The following is a 16,010-nucleotide window of genomic DNA, read 5'->3' on the forward strand; positions in this document are numbered from 1 at the left end:
ATATCTATGTGGTACAAAACAGGCACGATCAATTTAATCGCTAATAACGCCACCGTAACGGGTACCGGTACCGCGTGGGCCGATGCCAAGTTTGGCGTGATGCCAGGGATGATTTTGCTGGCACCGGACAATAAGCTGTATGAAGTTAAACAGGTGAATAGCAATACCTCGCTGACCCTTAACAGCAATTATACAGGTTCAACGGCCAGCGGGCAGAGCTATGCGATTATCACCACTTATGAAGGTGATATCAGCCAATTCTCCGCTCGCTTTGCGGCAATGCTGACCTTCTTCCAAGGCAGCCGCAATGATACGGTGAGCTGGTTTACTGGCTCCGGGGACATGACCTTCACCAAGGATGATGGTACAAAGCTGACCGTTCCGACGCTGGCTAAAATTCAGTCAGACTATTTGTCCAGGTCATCAACGGCAAATCAACATGTAGCCGGATCTGTCTCGTTTAGCCAGCCTACGGGGCTTTCTCTCAGCACTTCGCCTGGTTTTTTACCTCGAGCACAAGGTGCTTGGGTTGGTTGGAATCGAATGCAAGCAACCCCAGGCTATGCAGATGGCGCAACTGAATTTATGAACCATAAAGGGTCTCGGCCTGGTGGCTTTAACTTTTGGAACTCCGATGGTAAAACAGCAGATATTTTAACCATTATTGGCGCAACAGGGAATATAACCACAAAAGGCCGTTTGTCGTCAATTGGCGATCAACACATGCAAACTGATCCTGCTACGGCAAATTTGTTGCTACGTTTCAAAGATATTGATGGTGTAGAGAAAAGCTCTATTTATTCGCAAACGGACACTGGGCAACTTAATATTAGATGGAATGGTACAGCCTATACGATGGCTTACCGCACAGATGGTTTAATTTCGGTGCCAAAGGGCTATGTTATATCAACAGCAATGGCAACTCCTCAAGAGGTTGCTGATATTGTCGGGAATAATAGTGCGCCAATGGCATTTCGTGGAGCGGACACGGCAAGCTTTAATGCTCCAAATAATTATAGTATAGGGACTTGGTACGGTTTTTCTGTTGTTCCTACAATTGGTTCATATTTAGGGGAAGGGGTAGAGCAAGGCAAGCCAGTGTTCTATGTTAATGCACGCCAAGGAACAGCATATGTATTAAATAATATGTATATTGGTTCAACACCTGTCGTGAAGGTTGGAGATTTCGGATTAGGTGTTACAAATAGCACTGAGGTTTTTGATTTTACTAAAAATTCATCTCCTGCGGGTATACATCGTGCTATTGAAAGCCAAAATGGTGCACCGGCAGGTGGCTCTGCAATGGTTGGGATGACGGCCTCTATTTCCGGGGCTTACTCGGGGCATATCTATACATCTCATGGAGCTACACCAGGGGCAATAAAACTATACGCCGGTTGGACACGTTCCAATGGAACATTAGACTTTGTTTCAGCGTGGCATAATGGCAATACTACAGTTGATTCAAATGGTTTCATTAAGAAAGCATCACCAATCGCCCGTCTCTCCAGCAACCCAGAGAAAATGTCCGATGAATACCTGGATGGCTTTACCCTGTCCGGGCTGGCGGCGGTAAATGACGAGGCTGCGGGCGTTACCGCTGAGCGAGTCTCTGTCGGCATATATAAAGTGACGGGGTCGTTAGGTTTCGCGCTGGAAGGCTGGAACATCGAAGTCCCACAAGACGTCAACGGTAACCGCCTATGCTTCGTCGCCACCGAAGCGGCCGAAGACGGTACGATCACGGTTAAAGTCAGCAAACGCCGCTTTGATATTGATACCGCAGCAATCGTTGCCGGGGAGCCGATGGATATTCCAGAAGGGCGCTGGATCGATCTGCGCTTGGAGATGCCGCCGGTTGAAGAAGCTCAGAGCGAGCCAGAACCGGAAGGCCACGAAGGTGAAATGGCGAGCGAGTAAGTTGTACCGACAGTGAAACGGTGTTGTCCTGAAGTTGCCCAGAACCGATCTCTGTGAATAAGCTTGAAAAGTATTGGGGGGAGGCAGCCTCCCCAATATTGGATGTTTTAACGATATTTAATAAAGCGAATAGCCATTACGCAGCGGGTTTTTGTACCGCCAGGATAAAGATCATCGGGCGTTCTTTCTCTTCATCCAGTGCCGGGTTGTCGGCGATCTGCTGAGCCGAAGGGCCCCACTCGTTCAGATAGCGGATGGTGAATCCCTGCTTGACCAGCAAATTGATATAGGTGCCCAACATACGGTGCTGCTTGATCACTCCTTCTGCCAGCCAGTTGGAAATACGTTGCCCTTCTTGCTGATAGCCATTGATTGGCCAGGATTTTTGCCCTGTCTCATCCACCAACCAGCCCTGATGTTTTGGCGCAGTATAAATCGGGTGCTCGGCGGTAAAAATAAACTCCCCACCATTCACCAATGCCTGATAAACCGTAGCGAACAGCTTGCCGAGGTCTTCAATATAGTGCAGCGTCAGCGAGCTATACACCAAATCAAAGCTGGCTGCCGGGAGCTGTAGAGCTTCCAGATCCTGCTGGCGGTATTCAATCGCCGGATCTTTGGTCATCTCTTTCGCCTTGCCCAGCATCTTCTCTGACAGATCCATTCCCAGAACCTGAGCTGCGCCTTGTTCACGAGCGCTGCGGCAGAACCAACCGTAGCCACAGCCAAGATCGACCACTTTTTTGCCCTGCAAATCGGGCAGAATGCTGCGGATGGTTGACCATTCCGGTGCGCCATCCAAACCCTGCACCGAACGGCTGAGCTGTGCATAGCCGTCGAAGAAGGTTTGATTGTCATAGATATTTTGCGACATAACGTCTCCTGTGTTAAATAAGCCGCATAACAGCACGGCGCATTAATGGTATTCGTTCAGCAAACAGGCTGCCAACAAAAATAGGGCATAATGTAGCGACCACAGAATAAATCAGGAGCTTAGGTGAACATTGTTTCGGTGCGTCAGGAGCCAGCCTATCGCGATGTGGCTATCGATTATTTCCAGCGTCAGTGGGCATCGCCAGAAACCCTGATGCTGTATCAAGACTCGATAACCCGTTGTATCGACGCGGTAAACCCGCTGCCGCAGTGGTATTTGTTGCTGGATGGAGAAACCGTTGTGGGTTGCGCGGGTCTGATTACCAATGACTTTATCAGCCGCATGGAACTGTATCCGTGGTTATGTGCTCTGTATGTCGATGAGCATTATCGTGGGCAGGGTTGCGGCGCATTGTTGGTGAACCACGTAGCCAAGGCCGCAGGCGAGCTAGGATTTCTCCGTTTGCATCTGTGTACCGATCATGTGGGTTATTACGAGAAATTGGGTTTCAGCTTTGATGGGCTTGGTTATCACCCGTGGGGCGAGTCGTCGCGGGTTTATTCGCTGGATCTTGCCTAGGGGGCTTAGGGGGAAAGCGGGCGCAGCATGCAGCGCCCCTACAAAAGAGTGAGTGGGTTATTTGGGCTGATTCCAAGGCATTTTGACCAACAGCGTCGCCATCCCGCAAAATCCGCTGATGCCGGCAAATAGCAACCCAGCACCTACAAAGCCGGACAGCAGGAAGAACAGGGGAGATATGACATACCCCAAGATTGTCCCAGCCAGAATAAGTGAGCCAGCAGCAATCTGCACCTGTCGCATGATAGGGAGTGGCTGGTTGTTACCCTTTACGACAGCCAATTCCTGTTGTTTCCAACTATTGATACCGCCTTCAAGTAGATAAACCTTGGCAGGCGTTGCGGCACTAGCCAACAATGTTGCATTTTCTGCCGTACGACGGCCAGACTGACAGTGAAAAATCACCACATCTTGTTCGCTAACGGCCTGCGGTTTGCCACCTTTCTCAATTTCAGGCAGCGACAGCAAGCTGGCTTGGGCAATATGCTCGTGGGCATACTCATCGACTCCGCGAATATCCAGCAGCCGCGCCCCCTGCATGATTAATGTTTGTGCTTGCTGGGCAGTTATCGTTTCTACGTTCATGGTGTCCTCAGGGGCAATAGATGGCTTTTAGCGTGCCGATGACCTGCTGTACGGCGCTATTTTTAATCGAGTAGTTGATGCGCTGCCGATCGCGGGTGCTTTCAATCAGCCCTTCCTCGCGCATTTTGGCCAGATGCTGTGAGGTGGCTGATGGGCTAAGCCCGGTAGCTAGTGCTAACTCACCGGCACTGGTGCCTGGAGCATCAACCAACATACAAAGGATCAGCAAGCGGCGGGGGTTGCTCATGGCTTTGAGCAACGTCGCGGCGGTATTGGCGCTGGCAAGCAGTGAGGCATTTTCGTCAGTCATTGGTTATTTTAGTTTTTGCTAATTTTAGCTAATGCTAAAGTTTTTGACGAAAAAAAGCACGCGTTTTTTTAGACGGCAAACAAAGCCCCAAACTTGAGCTTATTCACACAATTGGATAAGAGTCGTCAGCTGCACAAAAAATAGGAAGTAAATGAACAATAAATCGTCATCATCGCTGGATTACTTGGTGCTTTAATCAAGGCGGTTGTTACCGTGAATGGAGGCGTGGCTATTGCATAACGTATTCAATAACGATCCGCAGGCGATCAAGGGCTTTAGCGCGATCCAGCAGTCAAGATCGGAATATATTTTCCGCCGGTATTAAGCGTATCGAACAACAATATGGCTCGGTTGATCGCTATCTTGAGCAAGAAGTGGGCGTGACGGCGCAGGACATTGCCAGATTAAAACAGCTATATACCGAATAAGGCATGTCTGGCTGTTATCGGTGGCAGAAAAAGGCCACCGATAACAGGGGAGTCAGTTATAGGGAACAGCGCATTAATGGCGTTGCAGACAAGTTTGCTTACTGAGGTTGCGTGGAAACTCGTCTGAGCTAGTTTGATTAGCCTCTGCAAATAGTGTGATCAGTCTTTCGGTAATAAAGCACCAATCAGTGAGGTAAACACGCCACCAGTGGCAAAGGCATGTGCTGTTTTGTATTCCTCACCCTTGATGTTTTTAAATCTGGCAAGGGCAGCTTGCGGGGAGGTAGCTTGCAACTCTTCAAATTGTTGTGTATACCCTTGGTCCAACAGGTGTTTCTGATTGTCTGCGAAATCAGGCACAGAGTTGTCCAGTACCACAATCTGCTCGCCCTTCACGAAAAAACTGTAAATCACCATAGTATCTTCCTTAGGTTGGTGTCACGACGATCCCAAGATCGGATGAATGCTGTGCGCTGTCAAGGCGGGCTATCAGGAAACCACTTTTCGATTCGGCACCTTTGGTCAAGTTGTTCACGCCTTCGGTCTGTGCTACTGGGGTCACGGATGCCTGAATTTGGCTGGCCGTCCAAGGGCGAGCTGCATTTTTACGCAGAGAAACGTGCGCACCATCCTCTGGATTGTGCGCTTCTTTCTGTTACGTCCTTTGCAGACACCTTCTCGTCTTTGGCACTTCAAAAATGATGCGTGAAGGCCGCATCTAGTATCGAGACTTGCGATCATGAGAAGACGCCCATATCCCTATACTTTCATCAATTTGATCCATGAGATCGCCGTTCGCATCAACATCTGCAACGAGGGCTACGCTGACGAAACCCGGTTCATTCGTAACGGCCGGCAGTCGCCACGCTTCGTACCGCGTAACACCTGCTTTTGTTCCTGGCGGTGGCGTGGGATTAGCCCCCCAAGATGCTGCGAGCTCAGGATTGGTTCTCTGCAATTCGTCGAAATCAATTGTCCAGCGATGATCAGATACCGTGCCGAACTCAGGAATAATGCGGGGAAGAAGATAGTCTCGAACAATATTGTCGAGGTCATGAAGTACAGCCGGTGGTGTCGTCGGATCGGGGCGAATAACAACTTCAAGAGCCACTGCGATGACAAGGGGATTGATGAGCCAATCCCAGCGTTTCTTGAAGGCCTTAATTTCGTTCAACACTTTCTGCTTGAACATGGTTGAACTACCGCTAGTAATCGGCAGTTCTCCGACTTGGAGGCGGAGTTTCGACTTGCCTAAAAGCTCCGCCCATATTTCTTTCCCAAGGCCAGTCGCGGTGGCTTGAGGGCGGCCATACATCGAGCCCAGTACAGGAATTGTGGCGCCGCTGCTCTTGAGCAAGGCGTGTTGTGCGTACCATCTCGTCATCTTCAGGTAGGCATTGTATAGATCATTGCCAAGATTCTGACGTTTGTATGCCTCGTTGTCTTTGAGATCGCGGAATGTCTTGATCCAGTCTGCTTCGTGGTCTTGCTCATAGAGATAATCGATGTTCGTTTCAATTGAGTACCTTGCCTCGGTCGCAAGTTCAAGATCATCAAGCATTGCAGTGAATGGTCGTGCTTCAATTCGGATAGACGGGTAAGGTTCTCCGTGCCGACAAGAAACGGAAAGTGCCTGGATTTGCCGATCGTCTTTATACAAGAGATGCTGGCGTTGCCATGACACACTCGGGCGTCGCGTTCCGAGAAGGTCTAGCAGGTTTTTGGCTATTGTGTGTGCTTGGGGAGCGTTTTTGCTTGTCGTCCCCAGCTCAATTTTTAGAGCAACGCCACCTGTAAAGGTCGATCGTTTCACTAAGGTTAGCTGTTCGGCTATAGCCTGCTGGAATTTATCCCGATCAGCCTCAGGCATTCTTTTCGATTGAGGTTCAATATCATCAATATAAATATGTACGCGTCGTTTCTTCCTCGACTGATAGCGGGCGTGAGCGCCAGCATCACTGCTCATGAAATCCTTGAATCTGCGCATGATACCTCTAATCACGTTTCTTCGTTCAACTTTGCCATGTTCAAATAGTTGTTTCGATGTTCTCTATGGCCGGAAATTGTCACTTTACGATCGGTACGGCAGGGTGGCAAGATGCCTGAGATTTTTGGACTTAATCAGGATATTTCAGACTTCCCAGGGCAATAATTTGACTAGTCCTGGTATCACTGGCGACCTATTTGGTGAAGCTGGGTCTTATCGCCACCCAATCCTAACTGACTGATTGTTTAGGTAACATGACTAGAAGGTATGGCTCACGGTATGGCACAGTGGTTGCAATGGTTTAGGATTTACAGTAACCATGAAGTTTTTTCGGACGACAGTTCAGTTTCCATTTCAGGAGCTGAATTGAAATACCATGATTGGGATGGAGTGTTAAGCTAGCGGTGCGTGCTATAAAAACGTCTCCAGCCGAAACAAAGGGCAACTGCAAGCATGGTTATGCTACCTCGTTTGTATCCGGTGGTGACTCACCGGGACTGTGTGGACTCGTGTGGTAGCGCCCTATTATGTGAATATTTTTCATGATGGCAACAAGGGCTTGTTGTGTGGTGGTGAGCTATAACTGATTGTAAAACAGACAATTTTATCTATTGGCTTATATTGCCCATTATTGCCTTCTATTGACCCACATAGCCAAAATTACTTATTACAAAAATCAGAATAACTATTATCTGATAGATAAAAATGTGATTAACAGCGGGTTAGATGGCTAGCCAGAAAAAGGTCGATTTTGGGCAGGGTGAACAGTAGTGAACAGTGAGTGATGAGTTTTACAGTAACTGTTCACTACTTTACTTATTGATTTAACTCTATTTTTTATTAAAGTGAACAGTAGTGAATAGTTTATATAAAAACTAAAATCTCGGTGGTGGTTTTCTGGGCAATTTCACGGGGTGTTGTCCTGCCGGTGATCCAACGGGGATTGATAGCGATGTTGTGCGGTTATCAACAGAATGGCGACACATTGACGAACACCGGAGACACCACAATGAGTACCACGCTACCCAAGTCCATCACCCAAAAGCTGCAAGCGCTGCGTGATGCCCGCGCCGCCCACGACAAAAACGCCCAGGAGTTAACGGAGGTCGTAACAGGCATCGCCCGTTGCCATCAACAGAAGAAAGACACCGAGGTGGAAAGTCATGAAGCGGAAAGCCAATGGCGTACCCTGTTCCGCAAACTGCGTGGGGAAATGACCCCGGAGTTGCAAGCGCAGCACCACAGCCGGATCTCCAAGCGGGAGCTGACCAAAGAGTTCGACGGCCTGATAGAAGAAATGGAGGTGGATAAAATGTATCTCCACCTCTGTTGTGGAACGACAGCCCCCAAGCTGGTTGACGCGCACCGAGAGGCTTTGAACGCCTTTGCCGGGCACGCAATGAGCCAGGCCGTGGACGCCCTGGGGAAAGCGCTCTTGAGCGCCGATGTTGTCAATGCCTGCTCCCTGGCAAAGAAAGCCTACAGTGTTTACCACGATAACCCGATGAGAGTGATTGAACAGAGTGTATTGGGGGCGCTGACTGCTCATGTTATTACGGCTACGGCGCAAAAGAACATTGAGCACCCGGTGCTGAGTGAAATCGGACTGACACAGCCCGAGGAAACGGGGGTATTACCGGCGCTGCGCGACAGCCCAGTCAAACGCTGGCAGTTGGCAACGGAAATAGCGGAAAAACGCAAGAAATTTAAGGAACGGGGGATTAAATCATGATGCGTTGTCCCTTTTGCCGCAGTGGTTCACATACCCGCACCAGCCGGTATTTAACCGAACAGACCAAAGAGGCGTATTACCAGTGCCAGAATATCGACTGTTCCAGCACCTTTAAAACGCGGGAAAGTATTGAGCATGTTATCCGACGGCCCTCGCCACCGGAAACTATTCCGGCACCGCCCCCACCGGAACGCCGAACGTTAAACCGTTACGGCAACAATAATCACCTGCACTGATTAACCATCCCCGCATCTTTTACCAAGATGCGGTTTTTTGCCTTCCACCGTTCTCCCGAAACCCGCCTTTTCTCTGGCTAGCCTGCCTCAAACTGCGCGTGCATGCATAGAGTGCATGATTTTGCATGAATCCCCTTGTCCTCAAAACAGACGAAACTCCGCGCCACAAGGGCTTACATTGCCTCTACATCATGCATGAAATGTGCATGATAAAGTCAGAGCGCGTAGGCGAGGGAGTATTGCGCGCGCGCAGCATTGGAGGATGTTTTATCATTACTTTTGATCAATAATCGGTCCATAGAGAACATTAACTTTTTGTCAACGAGGATGGAAACTGTGCAAAATCATGTTGAGCCATTTTTAGCAGATATTTTAGATAAGCTTTGGTCAAATCATGCCGCCGTACTTGTCGGGGCTGGATTTAGTAAAAATGCCAAACCAAATAGCGCAAATTGTTTAACGTTCCCTTCTTGGGAGGAATTAGGTGATGTCTTCTACAGGAAAATTCATTGTAATGATAATAATGGAAAGTATTTAAATGTTCTGAAGTTAGCTGATGAAGTTGAAGCTGCATTTGGTCGAGGTAGTCTGGAGCAAATTTTAATTAACAATATACCAGATAAAGATTACGAGCCTTCAGATCTTCATGTTAAATTACTAAACCTTCCATGGGTGGATGTATTTACAACGAATTATGACACTTTACTTGAACGTGCATGTACATCGGTAATATCACATAAGTATGATGTGGTTTTAACTAAAGCTGACCTTATTAACGCCGAACGGCCTAGGATAATTAAGCTTCATGGTAGTTTTCCCTCAGAACGGCCTTTTATCATAACTGAAGAGGATTATAGAAAATACCCATTTGATTTCTCCCCTTTCGTGAATACAGTACAGCAATCTTTAATAGAAAATACGTTGTGTCTAATTGGTTTTTCTGGTGACGACCCTAATTTTCTAAAATGGATTGGTTGGATTAGAGATAATTTAGGTGCTCATAATTCCCCGAAAATATATTTAATAGGTGTTTTTAACTTAAGTAACGCACAAAGTAAATTACTGGAAAAAAGAAATGTCACAGTTATAGATCTAGGAGGATGTGATGGTGTAAACCATAATCATTATTTAGGGATGGAGTTTTTCATCAAGAGTATGATGAAAGGTAAAATGAAAAGAGATAATTTAAGTTGGCCTTCAAGTGAAACTGTTGAGCGTTACTCTATTCGTGATGATAGTTCAATTTCCATTTCAAAAATTTCGAAATTAGATAATGTCTGGAGGGGGTCACGGTTAAGATATCCAGGTTGGTGTATTCTTCCAGAGGAGAATAGGAACACTCTTTGGAGTTTTACAAATGGTTGGGTTAATTTTCTAGCATCACCTATTGAGATTGAGGACGAGTTGGAGTTCTCTATCATATTTGAAGTTCTGTGGCGCTTAGATAAAGCTTTGTGTCCGCTTATAGATGGGTTATCTCTTCGAGTTGAAAATATAATCAATAGAAATTGGGGTTTATTAAGTGGTGAGATGAAATTTATAACTGGAAATAGAATTGGTACATTTAATGAAGCAAGGGAAAAACTGATATTTCTATGTAATATGTTATTGCGATTTTATAGGCAAGAGGATAATCGAGTTGGCTGGGAGCGACTGAGTCAAGATATAACCGTTCATTATGAGTTGCTTTCACCAGAGGAAAAGGCGCTATATAATTACGAGAGATCTCTCTTTTCTTTATTTAAACTTGACATTAAGAGTGTGAATTATTGCTTAAGTAATTGGGAACGAAATGAGGCTCTCCCATTCTATGAGGCAAAAAGGGCTGGTATATTGGCTGAGTTAGGGAAAGTTGATGAGGCCATATCTATTGTTGAAAAATCATTAAACACCATTAGGAAGAGGCTTTCCCTTAAACCTATTACTATTAATTATGCTGATGTGTCGCAAGAGGCATATGTGATGCTTCTTGTTCAATATTTTAAAAGTTCCTCATTACGTGATAAGCCTATTGAAGATACTGAAGTGAATATTAATGAATTCTCTGAGCGGTGGGGGCAATTGGCACAGTATCGAAGTGACCCGTGGAATGAACTTAAAACCTTTAGAATTAGATTGGAAAGAGATGATGAGTATAGTAAAAAGGAATATGGTGACTTCGATCTAGGGGTCAGAAAGAGATCTCGAAGCTTTGATGTTTATCACACTGAGTTGATTAGTTCGGTTAATTTTTTGTTGTTTTGTGAAGCTGCCGGAATTCCGTTTAAAATACCACATGCAAGAATTGCTAGTGAAAGTGCTGTAGGTGCTCTGAAGCGTATTTATGCATTTTGTCCTTATTGGTCTATGGCTTCAATGTTCCGTCTTGGTGATAAAAAATATGTAGAAAGCATTTTGAATAGAGTTACCATAAACTCAATGGATAGAAAAGAAATCGATAAGATTATTGAAAGTAATTTGGAGGTGTTTTATTCTATTTTTGATATCCATAGCGAAAGAATTGATAGTTTGGATGGTCTACCTTCAGGATTGATAAGTGTTATTCCTGAGATTGTTTCTAGGTTGGTCGCCAAATGTTCTTTGGAGGTAAAGTTCAAAGTTATAGAACTCCTTGAAAAAATTTATCGTATTGAGAATAAACCTAAGTTTTTAGGCATCAGTAATCTAACAAAGCGAGTTTTGTCTAGTCTTTCGGTTAAGGATAAAATATCAGTTATACCAGTTTTGCTAAACTTTCCTATAGTGACATCATCTTCACCATATATTTCAAGAGAGTATCAAAATCCATTAGTTGTTATTCTTGATTTAAATAATATAAACCTTAGTAGAAATTATTTAAAGATAAACAAAGAGATAATAGATAAAAATATAAAAATGGTTAGCAGTAGTTCAACAGAGGAAAGGGAGTGGGCATCCACAACTTTAATATTTTTGAATGAGAATGGCTTGTTAACCAGAGGAGAAGAAAAGAGATTAACCAAAGCATTATGGAGTGATGTTTGTGAATTTGGATTCCCTAAAAATATATCATATTATAAATTCATTTTCCTTAATAAGCTTGCACCAGACAGTGTTAATGTGCGTTCATTATTTGTCAAATATATATCAACCTACTCATTTCCAATACAGAGTTTGTTGAAAGAAAAAGGAGTTATGATAACTAATGGAGATGACAATTTTTGTACAGAGATTATTGGTGGCCTACGTTTTATTGAACTTGATGAAAATGATATTGCTGCACTAATCAGTAAACTTGATTTCTGGTTTGAATCGGATATGAGATATTTATCTGAGCAACAGGAACGTATGCAAGGCGAGTTCTTTGCGAGATTCAATAACATTACTAGAATTTTAATCGCTTTGTGTGAAGGTAGCTTTAAAAATATCACTGACAAAAATATTAATAACATTTGTGATCTCGTGAGAAAGATGAAAGAACATGGCTGTATGACTCTGGAGTTAGAATGCGTTTTATTGTACGGAGATACAGCTGAACGTTCTAAAATTGCTAATGATATCGACGAAAATCTATCCTCGATAAATAAATCAAAAGTTCTGAGTGCTCTTAAAGCAGTTCATCATTTGATTAAGAATTATGATATTAAAGAAATGCTACCAATAATTGAATCAATGGCAGGGAAAATAAAATGGAGATCGGAAATATATCTCTACTTTACAGTTGACATTGTAAAGATTATGTATGATGAAAACCCTGAAGGTTTGCCTCAAAACTTTCATGAAGTTGTATTTAGTTTTTTGAATACACTAGCAGATGAAAGTTACAAAAATACAATTTCAGACGATAATGCATTTTTGGAGTATCTAGAGTTGCGGGTTCATATCGCATCTTTAGCATCTAGTATGTACGAATATTTCTCAAGTAAAGATATCCCATCTATCCTTCGTTGGAAGGAAATATGTAGTTCCAATGATGAATTTGATGAGGTTAAGAATGCCTGGAACAGTATGATAGTTTGATGATTTACATGATGGTTTTATTAAATTTAAAGTAATAGAATATAATATTTGGTTTTTATTATTACCTAATAAAAACCAAATTTATTTTTCGTGGTGAATTATTAGTTGGAGTTTTTAATTATATTTAAAGAGTAGACTAAACTTCCCCACCAAACCATCAAATCACGTCGTTGCTCAAGATAAGTAGAGCGATTATATGCCTTCCTTACCTCATTTTTATCACTATGGGCAAGTGCAGCTTCAATCACATCAGCATTAAACTCCGCCTCGTTCATAGCTGTACTAGCGATAGATCGTAACCCATGAGCCACAAGCTTGCCGCCATAGCCAATACGCTTTAAGGCCGCGTTTGCCGTCTGGCTGTTCATCGGCTTGCGTGGATCATTGCGGCTAGGGAATACATGCTCACGCCTGCCACTGATAGGGCGCATGATTTCGAGTATCTCTACTGCCTGGTCTGAGAGCGGAACGATATGATCGCGCTTTGCCTTCATCCGTTCTGCCGGTATGCACCATTCCTTTTTCTCTATATCGATCTCGGCCCAGGCGGTTGCCGAGGCTTCTGCAGGTCTTATCAGCGTCAATAATTGCCATTCCAGCAAACAGCGCGTTGGTATCGATAGATTGCTCATTGCGATAGTGCGCATCAGCTTAGGCAGCTCTTCGGGGCGTATAGTCGGCATATGCTGCTTTTTAGGGCGTTCAAACGCATTACCAATACCAGAGGCAGGGTTAGCCTCAATCAAGCCAGTGTTGACGGCGTAAATCATGATTTCGTTTATGCGCTGCACCAATCGGCGAACTGTCTCCAAAGCTCCACGCGCTTTGATAGGCTCCAGCACCTGGATTAGCAAACGGGCCTTAATTTCCTGAACAGGGACATTCTCCAGGGAAGGCAAAATATCTTTCTCGATAGAACGCCAGATATCTTTCGCGTGATCCGCGCTCACGTGGGCTTGCTTTAATGCGAACCACTGCTTTGCCACGTTAAGGAAAATGCTTTCCTGTGCGATCTGCTTCTGTTCGGTTTCTTCGGCGTCTTTGGCTTGAGGGTCGATGCCGCGAACAAGCAGCGAAAGCTTTTCATCGCGGATCTGTCGGGCATCGGCTAACGAGAGGGCAGGGTAGGCACCTAGGCTCACGTTGGTTCGCTTGTCAGTACCTGGGCGTTGGTAGCGTAACCGCCACAGCTTTTTGCCGCTGGTCTTGACCAGGAGGAACAGACCGTCGCCATCGTGCAGCGTGTAGTCTTTGTCTTGAGGCTTGGCTTTGAGGATTTCATTGTGGGACAGGGGGCGTGTTAGGCGCGCCATAGCTAGCTTTCTTCCATAATTGGTACACGATTATTGGTACACATTATAGCGTGTACCTAAACGTGTACCAATTATCTCTGGATTCAGGCGGATACTCTCGGACTACTACAGACACAAAAAAGCCCGCAAACCTAGGTGGGATGCGGGCTTTCCGTACTTCTCCGGACTTATCTGGTAATACCCGGATCATTATTTGGTGGAGCTGGGGGGATTTGAACCCCCGTCCGAAATTACTACACCGTCGGCACTACATGCTTAGTCCAATCTTTACATTCGCCGGTCAGCTGCGGATGGACACGCCACTAACAAACTAGCCTGATTAGATTTAGCACTTTAGCCCCAGGCAGGACTTCCATGCGATCTCTTTTGGGTTTGACCTCTCTTGATCCCCGTCTTAAGAGCGGAAGCTAGGGAGAGAGGGCTCTAAGCAGGGTATTAAGCTGCTAGTGCGTAGTTTTCGTCGTTTGCGACTATTTTTTTGCGGCTTTTTACGAGGCAAACCGCCCCTCGGCATGCTCCTAGGGCTTCGCAAATCCCGTCGAATCCAGAATCAGCCCCAAGTACTTTGTGCAGTATAACAGAAGATTACCCTGTTAAGCCAGCGGCTTAACGATTGGCATGCTTCATGATACGGGCTTTCGCCGTCTGCCATTCACGATCTTTGATGTCATCGCGCTTATCGTGTTCTTTCTTACCTTTAGCTATGCCGATCTTCACCTTGCTCCAGGCATTTTTCCAATACATGGAGAGAGCGACGACGGTGTAACCATCGCGGGTAACGCGGCCAATCAGTGAGTCTAGCTCACGTTTTTTCAGCAGTAGTTTACGGGAACGTGTTGGATCGCATACCACATGAGTTGAAGCGACGTTCAGTGGCGAAATGGTGGCGCCAAACAGATAGGCTTCACCGTCGCGGAACATCACATAACTGTCGCTGATGTTAGCTTTGCCAGCACGCAGTGATTTTACTTCCCAACCTTGCAGGGCCAAACCCGCCTCGATCTCCTCTTCAATGGAGTATTCGAAACGTGCTCGCTTGTTTTGTGCAATGGTCGCGGAACCGGGTTTGTATGCTTTTTTCTTTGTCATAGTGCGTTCATTATACTGGATGGCGCAGCGAAAGAAATCCTTTCCCACTCAGCACCTGCGCAATTTCTTGCATTTTGGATCGGCACCGCGCGTAGCAGATTTTTTGTTTGACGCCAGATAAATGGTATTATCTGTACGTTTTTTGCCTCTCAGGAAATGATATGCCCCAGATCAGTCGTTCTGCATTAGTGCCATTCAGCGCTGAGCAGATGTATCAGTTGGTTAACGATGTTCATTCTTACCCCGATTTCCTGCCAGGATGCACCGGCAGCCGGGTGATTGCCGCTTCCCCTAATGAAATAACCGCCGCAGTAGAGGTAGCAAAAGCCGGTATCAGCAAAACCTTCACCACGCGCAATACGCTGTTAGACAACCAAAGCATCAATATGCAGTTGGTCGATGGCCCGTTCCGCAAGCTGATGGGCGGCTGGCAGTTCACTGCGTTAAGCCCCGAGGCATGCAAGGTGGAGCTGCACCTGGACTTTGAGTTCACCAACAAGCTGATCGAGCTGGCCTTCGGTAAAGTGTTTAAAGAATTGGCCGGTAGCATGGTGCAAGCGTTCACTCAGCGCGCCAAAGAGGTCTACAGTGTCTGAGATACGCGTTGAGGTGGTCTATGCGTTACCAGAACGCCAGTATGTGCGCCAGGTTAAGTTGGCTGCAGGCAGCAGCGTTGAGCAGGCCATCTTGGCTTCTGGGCTGTTAGAGCTACGTGGCGATATCGATTTGGCCAGCAACAAGGTGGGCATTTACAGCCGACCGGCCAAGTTAGGCGATGTACTCAGCGATGGTGACAGGGTAGAGATTTACCGGCCATTGATTGCCGATCCGAAAGAACTGCGCCGCCAGCGGGCGGAAAAGGCAAAAAAATAAGGCGCTGAATGCGCCTTATCTTCATCAGAACGTTGTCTTCCGAGTTGCAGCCTGCGACTGTCATAAAGGATATCACTCTTCCCTCATGGGCCGGATGACAGCTCCG

At 45.8% G+C, this 16,010-nt stretch carries 16 protein-coding genes and 1 other RNA gene; 8 read left to right on the plus strand and 9 right to left on the minus strand.

What is annotated here, in order from left to right:
- Nucleotides 1-6 precede the first annotated feature (6 nt).
- Nucleotides 7-1,920: a phage tail fiber protein gene (locus KAJ71_RS14350; protein WP_248946357.1), complete on the plus strand. Its 1,914-nt coding sequence runs from the start codon at nt 7-9 to the stop codon at nt 1,918-1,920.
- A 136-nt stretch (nt 1,921-2,056) separates the two neighbouring features.
- Here the strand turns inward: KAJ71_RS14350 and KAJ71_RS14355 are convergent, their stop codons facing one another.
- Complete coding sequence (locus tag KAJ71_RS14355; RefSeq protein ID WP_248946358.1) at nt 2,057-2,794, minus strand: class I SAM-dependent methyltransferase; 738 nt, start codon at nt 2,792-2,794, stop codon at nt 2,057-2,059.
- 123 nt (nt 2,795-2,917) lie between these two features.
- Here KAJ71_RS14355 and KAJ71_RS14360 point away from each other — a divergent pair, with 123 nt between their 5' ends.
- A complete protein-coding gene (locus KAJ71_RS14360) occupies nt 2,918-3,373 on the plus strand; it encodes a GNAT family N-acetyltransferase (protein ID WP_248946359.1) in 456 nt (151 codons plus the stop codon).
- Nucleotides 3,374-3,430: 57 nt separating this feature from the next.
- Here KAJ71_RS14360 and KAJ71_RS14365 read toward each other — a convergent pair whose 3' ends face one another.
- Together KAJ71_RS14365 and KAJ71_RS14370 are read right to left on the minus strand one after the other, a co-directional pair.
- Nucleotides 3,431-3,958: a rhodanese family protein gene (locus KAJ71_RS14365; RefSeq protein ID WP_248946360.1), complete on the minus strand. Its 528-nt coding sequence runs from the start codon at nt 3,956-3,958 to the stop codon at nt 3,431-3,433.
- 7 nt (nt 3,959-3,965) lie between these two features.
- Nucleotides 3,966-4,268, minus strand: coding sequence for an ArsR/SmtB family transcription factor (locus KAJ71_RS14370; protein ID WP_248946361.1), 303 nt, complete (start codon nt 4,266-4,268; stop codon nt 3,966-3,968).
- Nucleotides 4,269-4,522: 254 nt separating this feature from the next.
- Here KAJ71_RS14370 and KAJ71_RS23655 point away from each other — a divergent pair, with 254 nt between their 5' ends.
- Complete coding sequence (locus KAJ71_RS23655; RefSeq protein ID WP_375540739.1) at nt 4,523-4,696, plus strand: tyrosine-protein phosphatase; 174 nt, start codon at nt 4,523-4,525, stop codon at nt 4,694-4,696.
- A gap of 159 nt (nt 4,697-4,855) precedes the next feature.
- Here the strand turns inward: KAJ71_RS23655 and KAJ71_RS14375 are convergent, their stop codons facing one another.
- The 3 genes from KAJ71_RS14375 to KAJ71_RS14380 all read right to left on the minus strand — a co-directional run bounded on the left by KAJ71_RS14375 (nt 4,856) and on the right by KAJ71_RS14380 (nt 6,662).
- Nucleotides 4,856-5,113 carry a hypothetical protein gene (locus KAJ71_RS14375; RefSeq protein WP_248946362.1) on the minus strand — a complete coding sequence of 86 codons (258 nt, stop codon included), beginning with the start codon at nt 5,111-5,113 and terminating at the stop codon, nt 4,856-4,858.
- A 10-nt stretch (nt 5,114-5,123) separates the two neighbouring features.
- Nucleotides 5,124-5,258, minus strand: coding sequence for a hypothetical protein (locus KAJ71_RS23460; RefSeq protein WP_283106776.1), 135 nt, complete (start codon nt 5,256-5,258; stop codon nt 5,124-5,126).
- A gap of 156 nt (nt 5,259-5,414) precedes the next feature.
- Complete coding sequence (locus KAJ71_RS14380) at nt 5,415-6,662, minus strand: RusA family crossover junction endodeoxyribonuclease (RefSeq protein ID WP_248946363.1); 1,248 nt, start codon at nt 6,660-6,662, stop codon at nt 5,415-5,417.
- 1,030 nt (nt 6,663-7,692) lie between these two features.
- On the opposite strand from KAJ71_RS14380, the gene sid reads away from it, so the two are divergent.
- The 3 genes from sid to KAJ71_RS14395 all read left to right on the plus strand — a co-directional run bounded on the left by sid (nt 7,693) and on the right by KAJ71_RS14395 (nt 12,629).
- Nucleotides 7,693-8,415, plus strand: a complete 723-nt coding sequence (gene sid / locus KAJ71_RS14385) for a capsid size-determining scaffold Sid (RefSeq protein ID WP_248946364.1) — start codon at nt 7,693-7,695, stop codon at nt 8,413-8,415.
- Entirely contained in the window at nt 8,412-8,651 is a 240-nt protein-coding gene (locus KAJ71_RS14390; RefSeq protein ID WP_071998200.1) for an ogr/Delta-like zinc finger family protein, read from the plus strand. The genes sid and KAJ71_RS14390 overlap by 4 nt, the downstream gene beginning before the upstream one ends.
- A 336-nt stretch (nt 8,652-8,987) precedes the next feature.
- The gene (locus tag KAJ71_RS14395) at nt 8,988-12,629 is read left to right on the plus strand and encodes an SIR2 family NAD-dependent protein deacylase (protein WP_248946365.1); all 3,642 of its coding nucleotides are present in this window, start codon (nt 8,988-8,990) and stop codon (nt 12,627-12,629) included.
- A 101-nt stretch (nt 12,630-12,730) separates the two neighbouring features.
- Here KAJ71_RS14395 and KAJ71_RS14400 read toward each other — a convergent pair whose 3' ends face one another.
- The 3 genes from KAJ71_RS14400 to smpB all read right to left on the minus strand — a co-directional run bounded on the left by KAJ71_RS14400 (nt 12,731) and on the right by smpB (nt 15,031).
- A complete protein-coding gene (locus KAJ71_RS14400) occupies nt 12,731-13,942 on the minus strand; it encodes an integrase domain-containing protein (RefSeq protein ID WP_248946366.1) in 1,212 nt (403 codons plus the stop codon).
- Between the two features lie 194 nt (nt 13,943-14,136).
- Nucleotides 14,137-14,500: a transfer-messenger RNA gene (gene ssrA / locus KAJ71_RS14405) on the minus strand.
- Nucleotides 14,501-14,548: 48 nt separating this feature from the next.
- A complete protein-coding gene (gene smpB, locus KAJ71_RS14410) occupies nt 14,549-15,031 on the minus strand; it encodes an SsrA-binding protein SmpB (RefSeq protein WP_248946367.1) in 483 nt (160 codons plus the stop codon).
- 161 nt (nt 15,032-15,192) lie between these two features.
- Here smpB and KAJ71_RS14415 point away from each other — a divergent pair, with 161 nt between their 5' ends.
- Entirely contained in the window at nt 15,193-15,627 is a 435-nt protein-coding gene (locus KAJ71_RS14415) for a type II toxin-antitoxin system RatA family toxin (RefSeq protein ID WP_248946368.1), read from the plus strand.
- Nucleotides 15,620-15,904 carry an RnfH family protein gene (locus tag KAJ71_RS14420; RefSeq protein ID WP_248946369.1) on the plus strand — a complete coding sequence of 95 codons (285 nt, stop codon included), beginning with the start codon at nt 15,620-15,622 and terminating at the stop codon, nt 15,902-15,904. The genes KAJ71_RS14415 and KAJ71_RS14420 overlap by 8 nt, the downstream gene beginning before the upstream one ends.
- Nucleotides 15,905-16,010 lie beyond the last annotated feature (106 nt).

The organism is Serratia silvae (assembly GCF_023282985.1).
GTDB lineage: Bacteria > Pseudomonadota > Gammaproteobacteria > Enterobacterales > Enterobacteriaceae > Chania > Chania silvae.

Excerpts from the sequence above, each read along its gene's own strand:
- KAJ71_RS14350 (WP_248946357.1), top strand. The coding sequence starts at position 7 with ATGTGGTACAAAACAGGCACGATCAATTTAATCGCTAATAACGCCACC.
- KAJ71_RS14355 (WP_248946358.1), bottom strand. The coding sequence starts at position 2,794 with ATGTCGCAAAATATCTATGACAATCAAACCTTCTTCGACGGCTATGCA.
- KAJ71_RS14365 (WP_248946360.1), bottom strand. The coding sequence starts at position 3,958 with ATGAACGTAGAAACGATAACTGCCCAGCAAGCACAAACATTAATCATG.
- KAJ71_RS14370 (WP_248946361.1), bottom strand. The coding sequence starts at position 4,268 with ATGACTGACGAAAATGCCTCACTGCTTGCCAGCGCCAATACCGCCGCG.
- KAJ71_RS14375 (WP_248946362.1), bottom strand. The coding sequence starts at position 5,113 with ATGGTGATTTACAGTTTTTTCGTGAAGGGCGAGCAGATTGTGGTACTG.
- KAJ71_RS14380 (WP_248946363.1), bottom strand. The coding sequence starts at position 6,662 with ATGAGCAGTGATGCTGGCGCTCACGCCCGCTATCAGTCGAGGAAGAAA.
- sid (WP_248946364.1), top strand. The coding sequence starts at position 7,693 with ATGAGTACCACGCTACCCAAGTCCATCACCCAAAAGCTGCAAGCGCTG.
- KAJ71_RS14390 (WP_071998200.1), top strand. The coding sequence starts at position 8,412 with ATGATGCGTTGTCCCTTTTGCCGCAGTGGTTCACATACCCGCACCAGC.
- KAJ71_RS14400 (WP_248946366.1), bottom strand. The coding sequence starts at position 13,942 with ATGGCGCGCCTAACACGCCCCCTGTCCCACAATGAAATCCTCAAAGCC.
- smpB (WP_248946367.1), bottom strand. The coding sequence starts at position 15,031 with ATGACAAAGAAAAAAGCATACAAACCCGGTTCCGCGACCATTGCACAA.
- KAJ71_RS14415 (WP_248946368.1), top strand. The coding sequence starts at position 15,193 with ATGCCCCAGATCAGTCGTTCTGCATTAGTGCCATTCAGCGCTGAGCAG.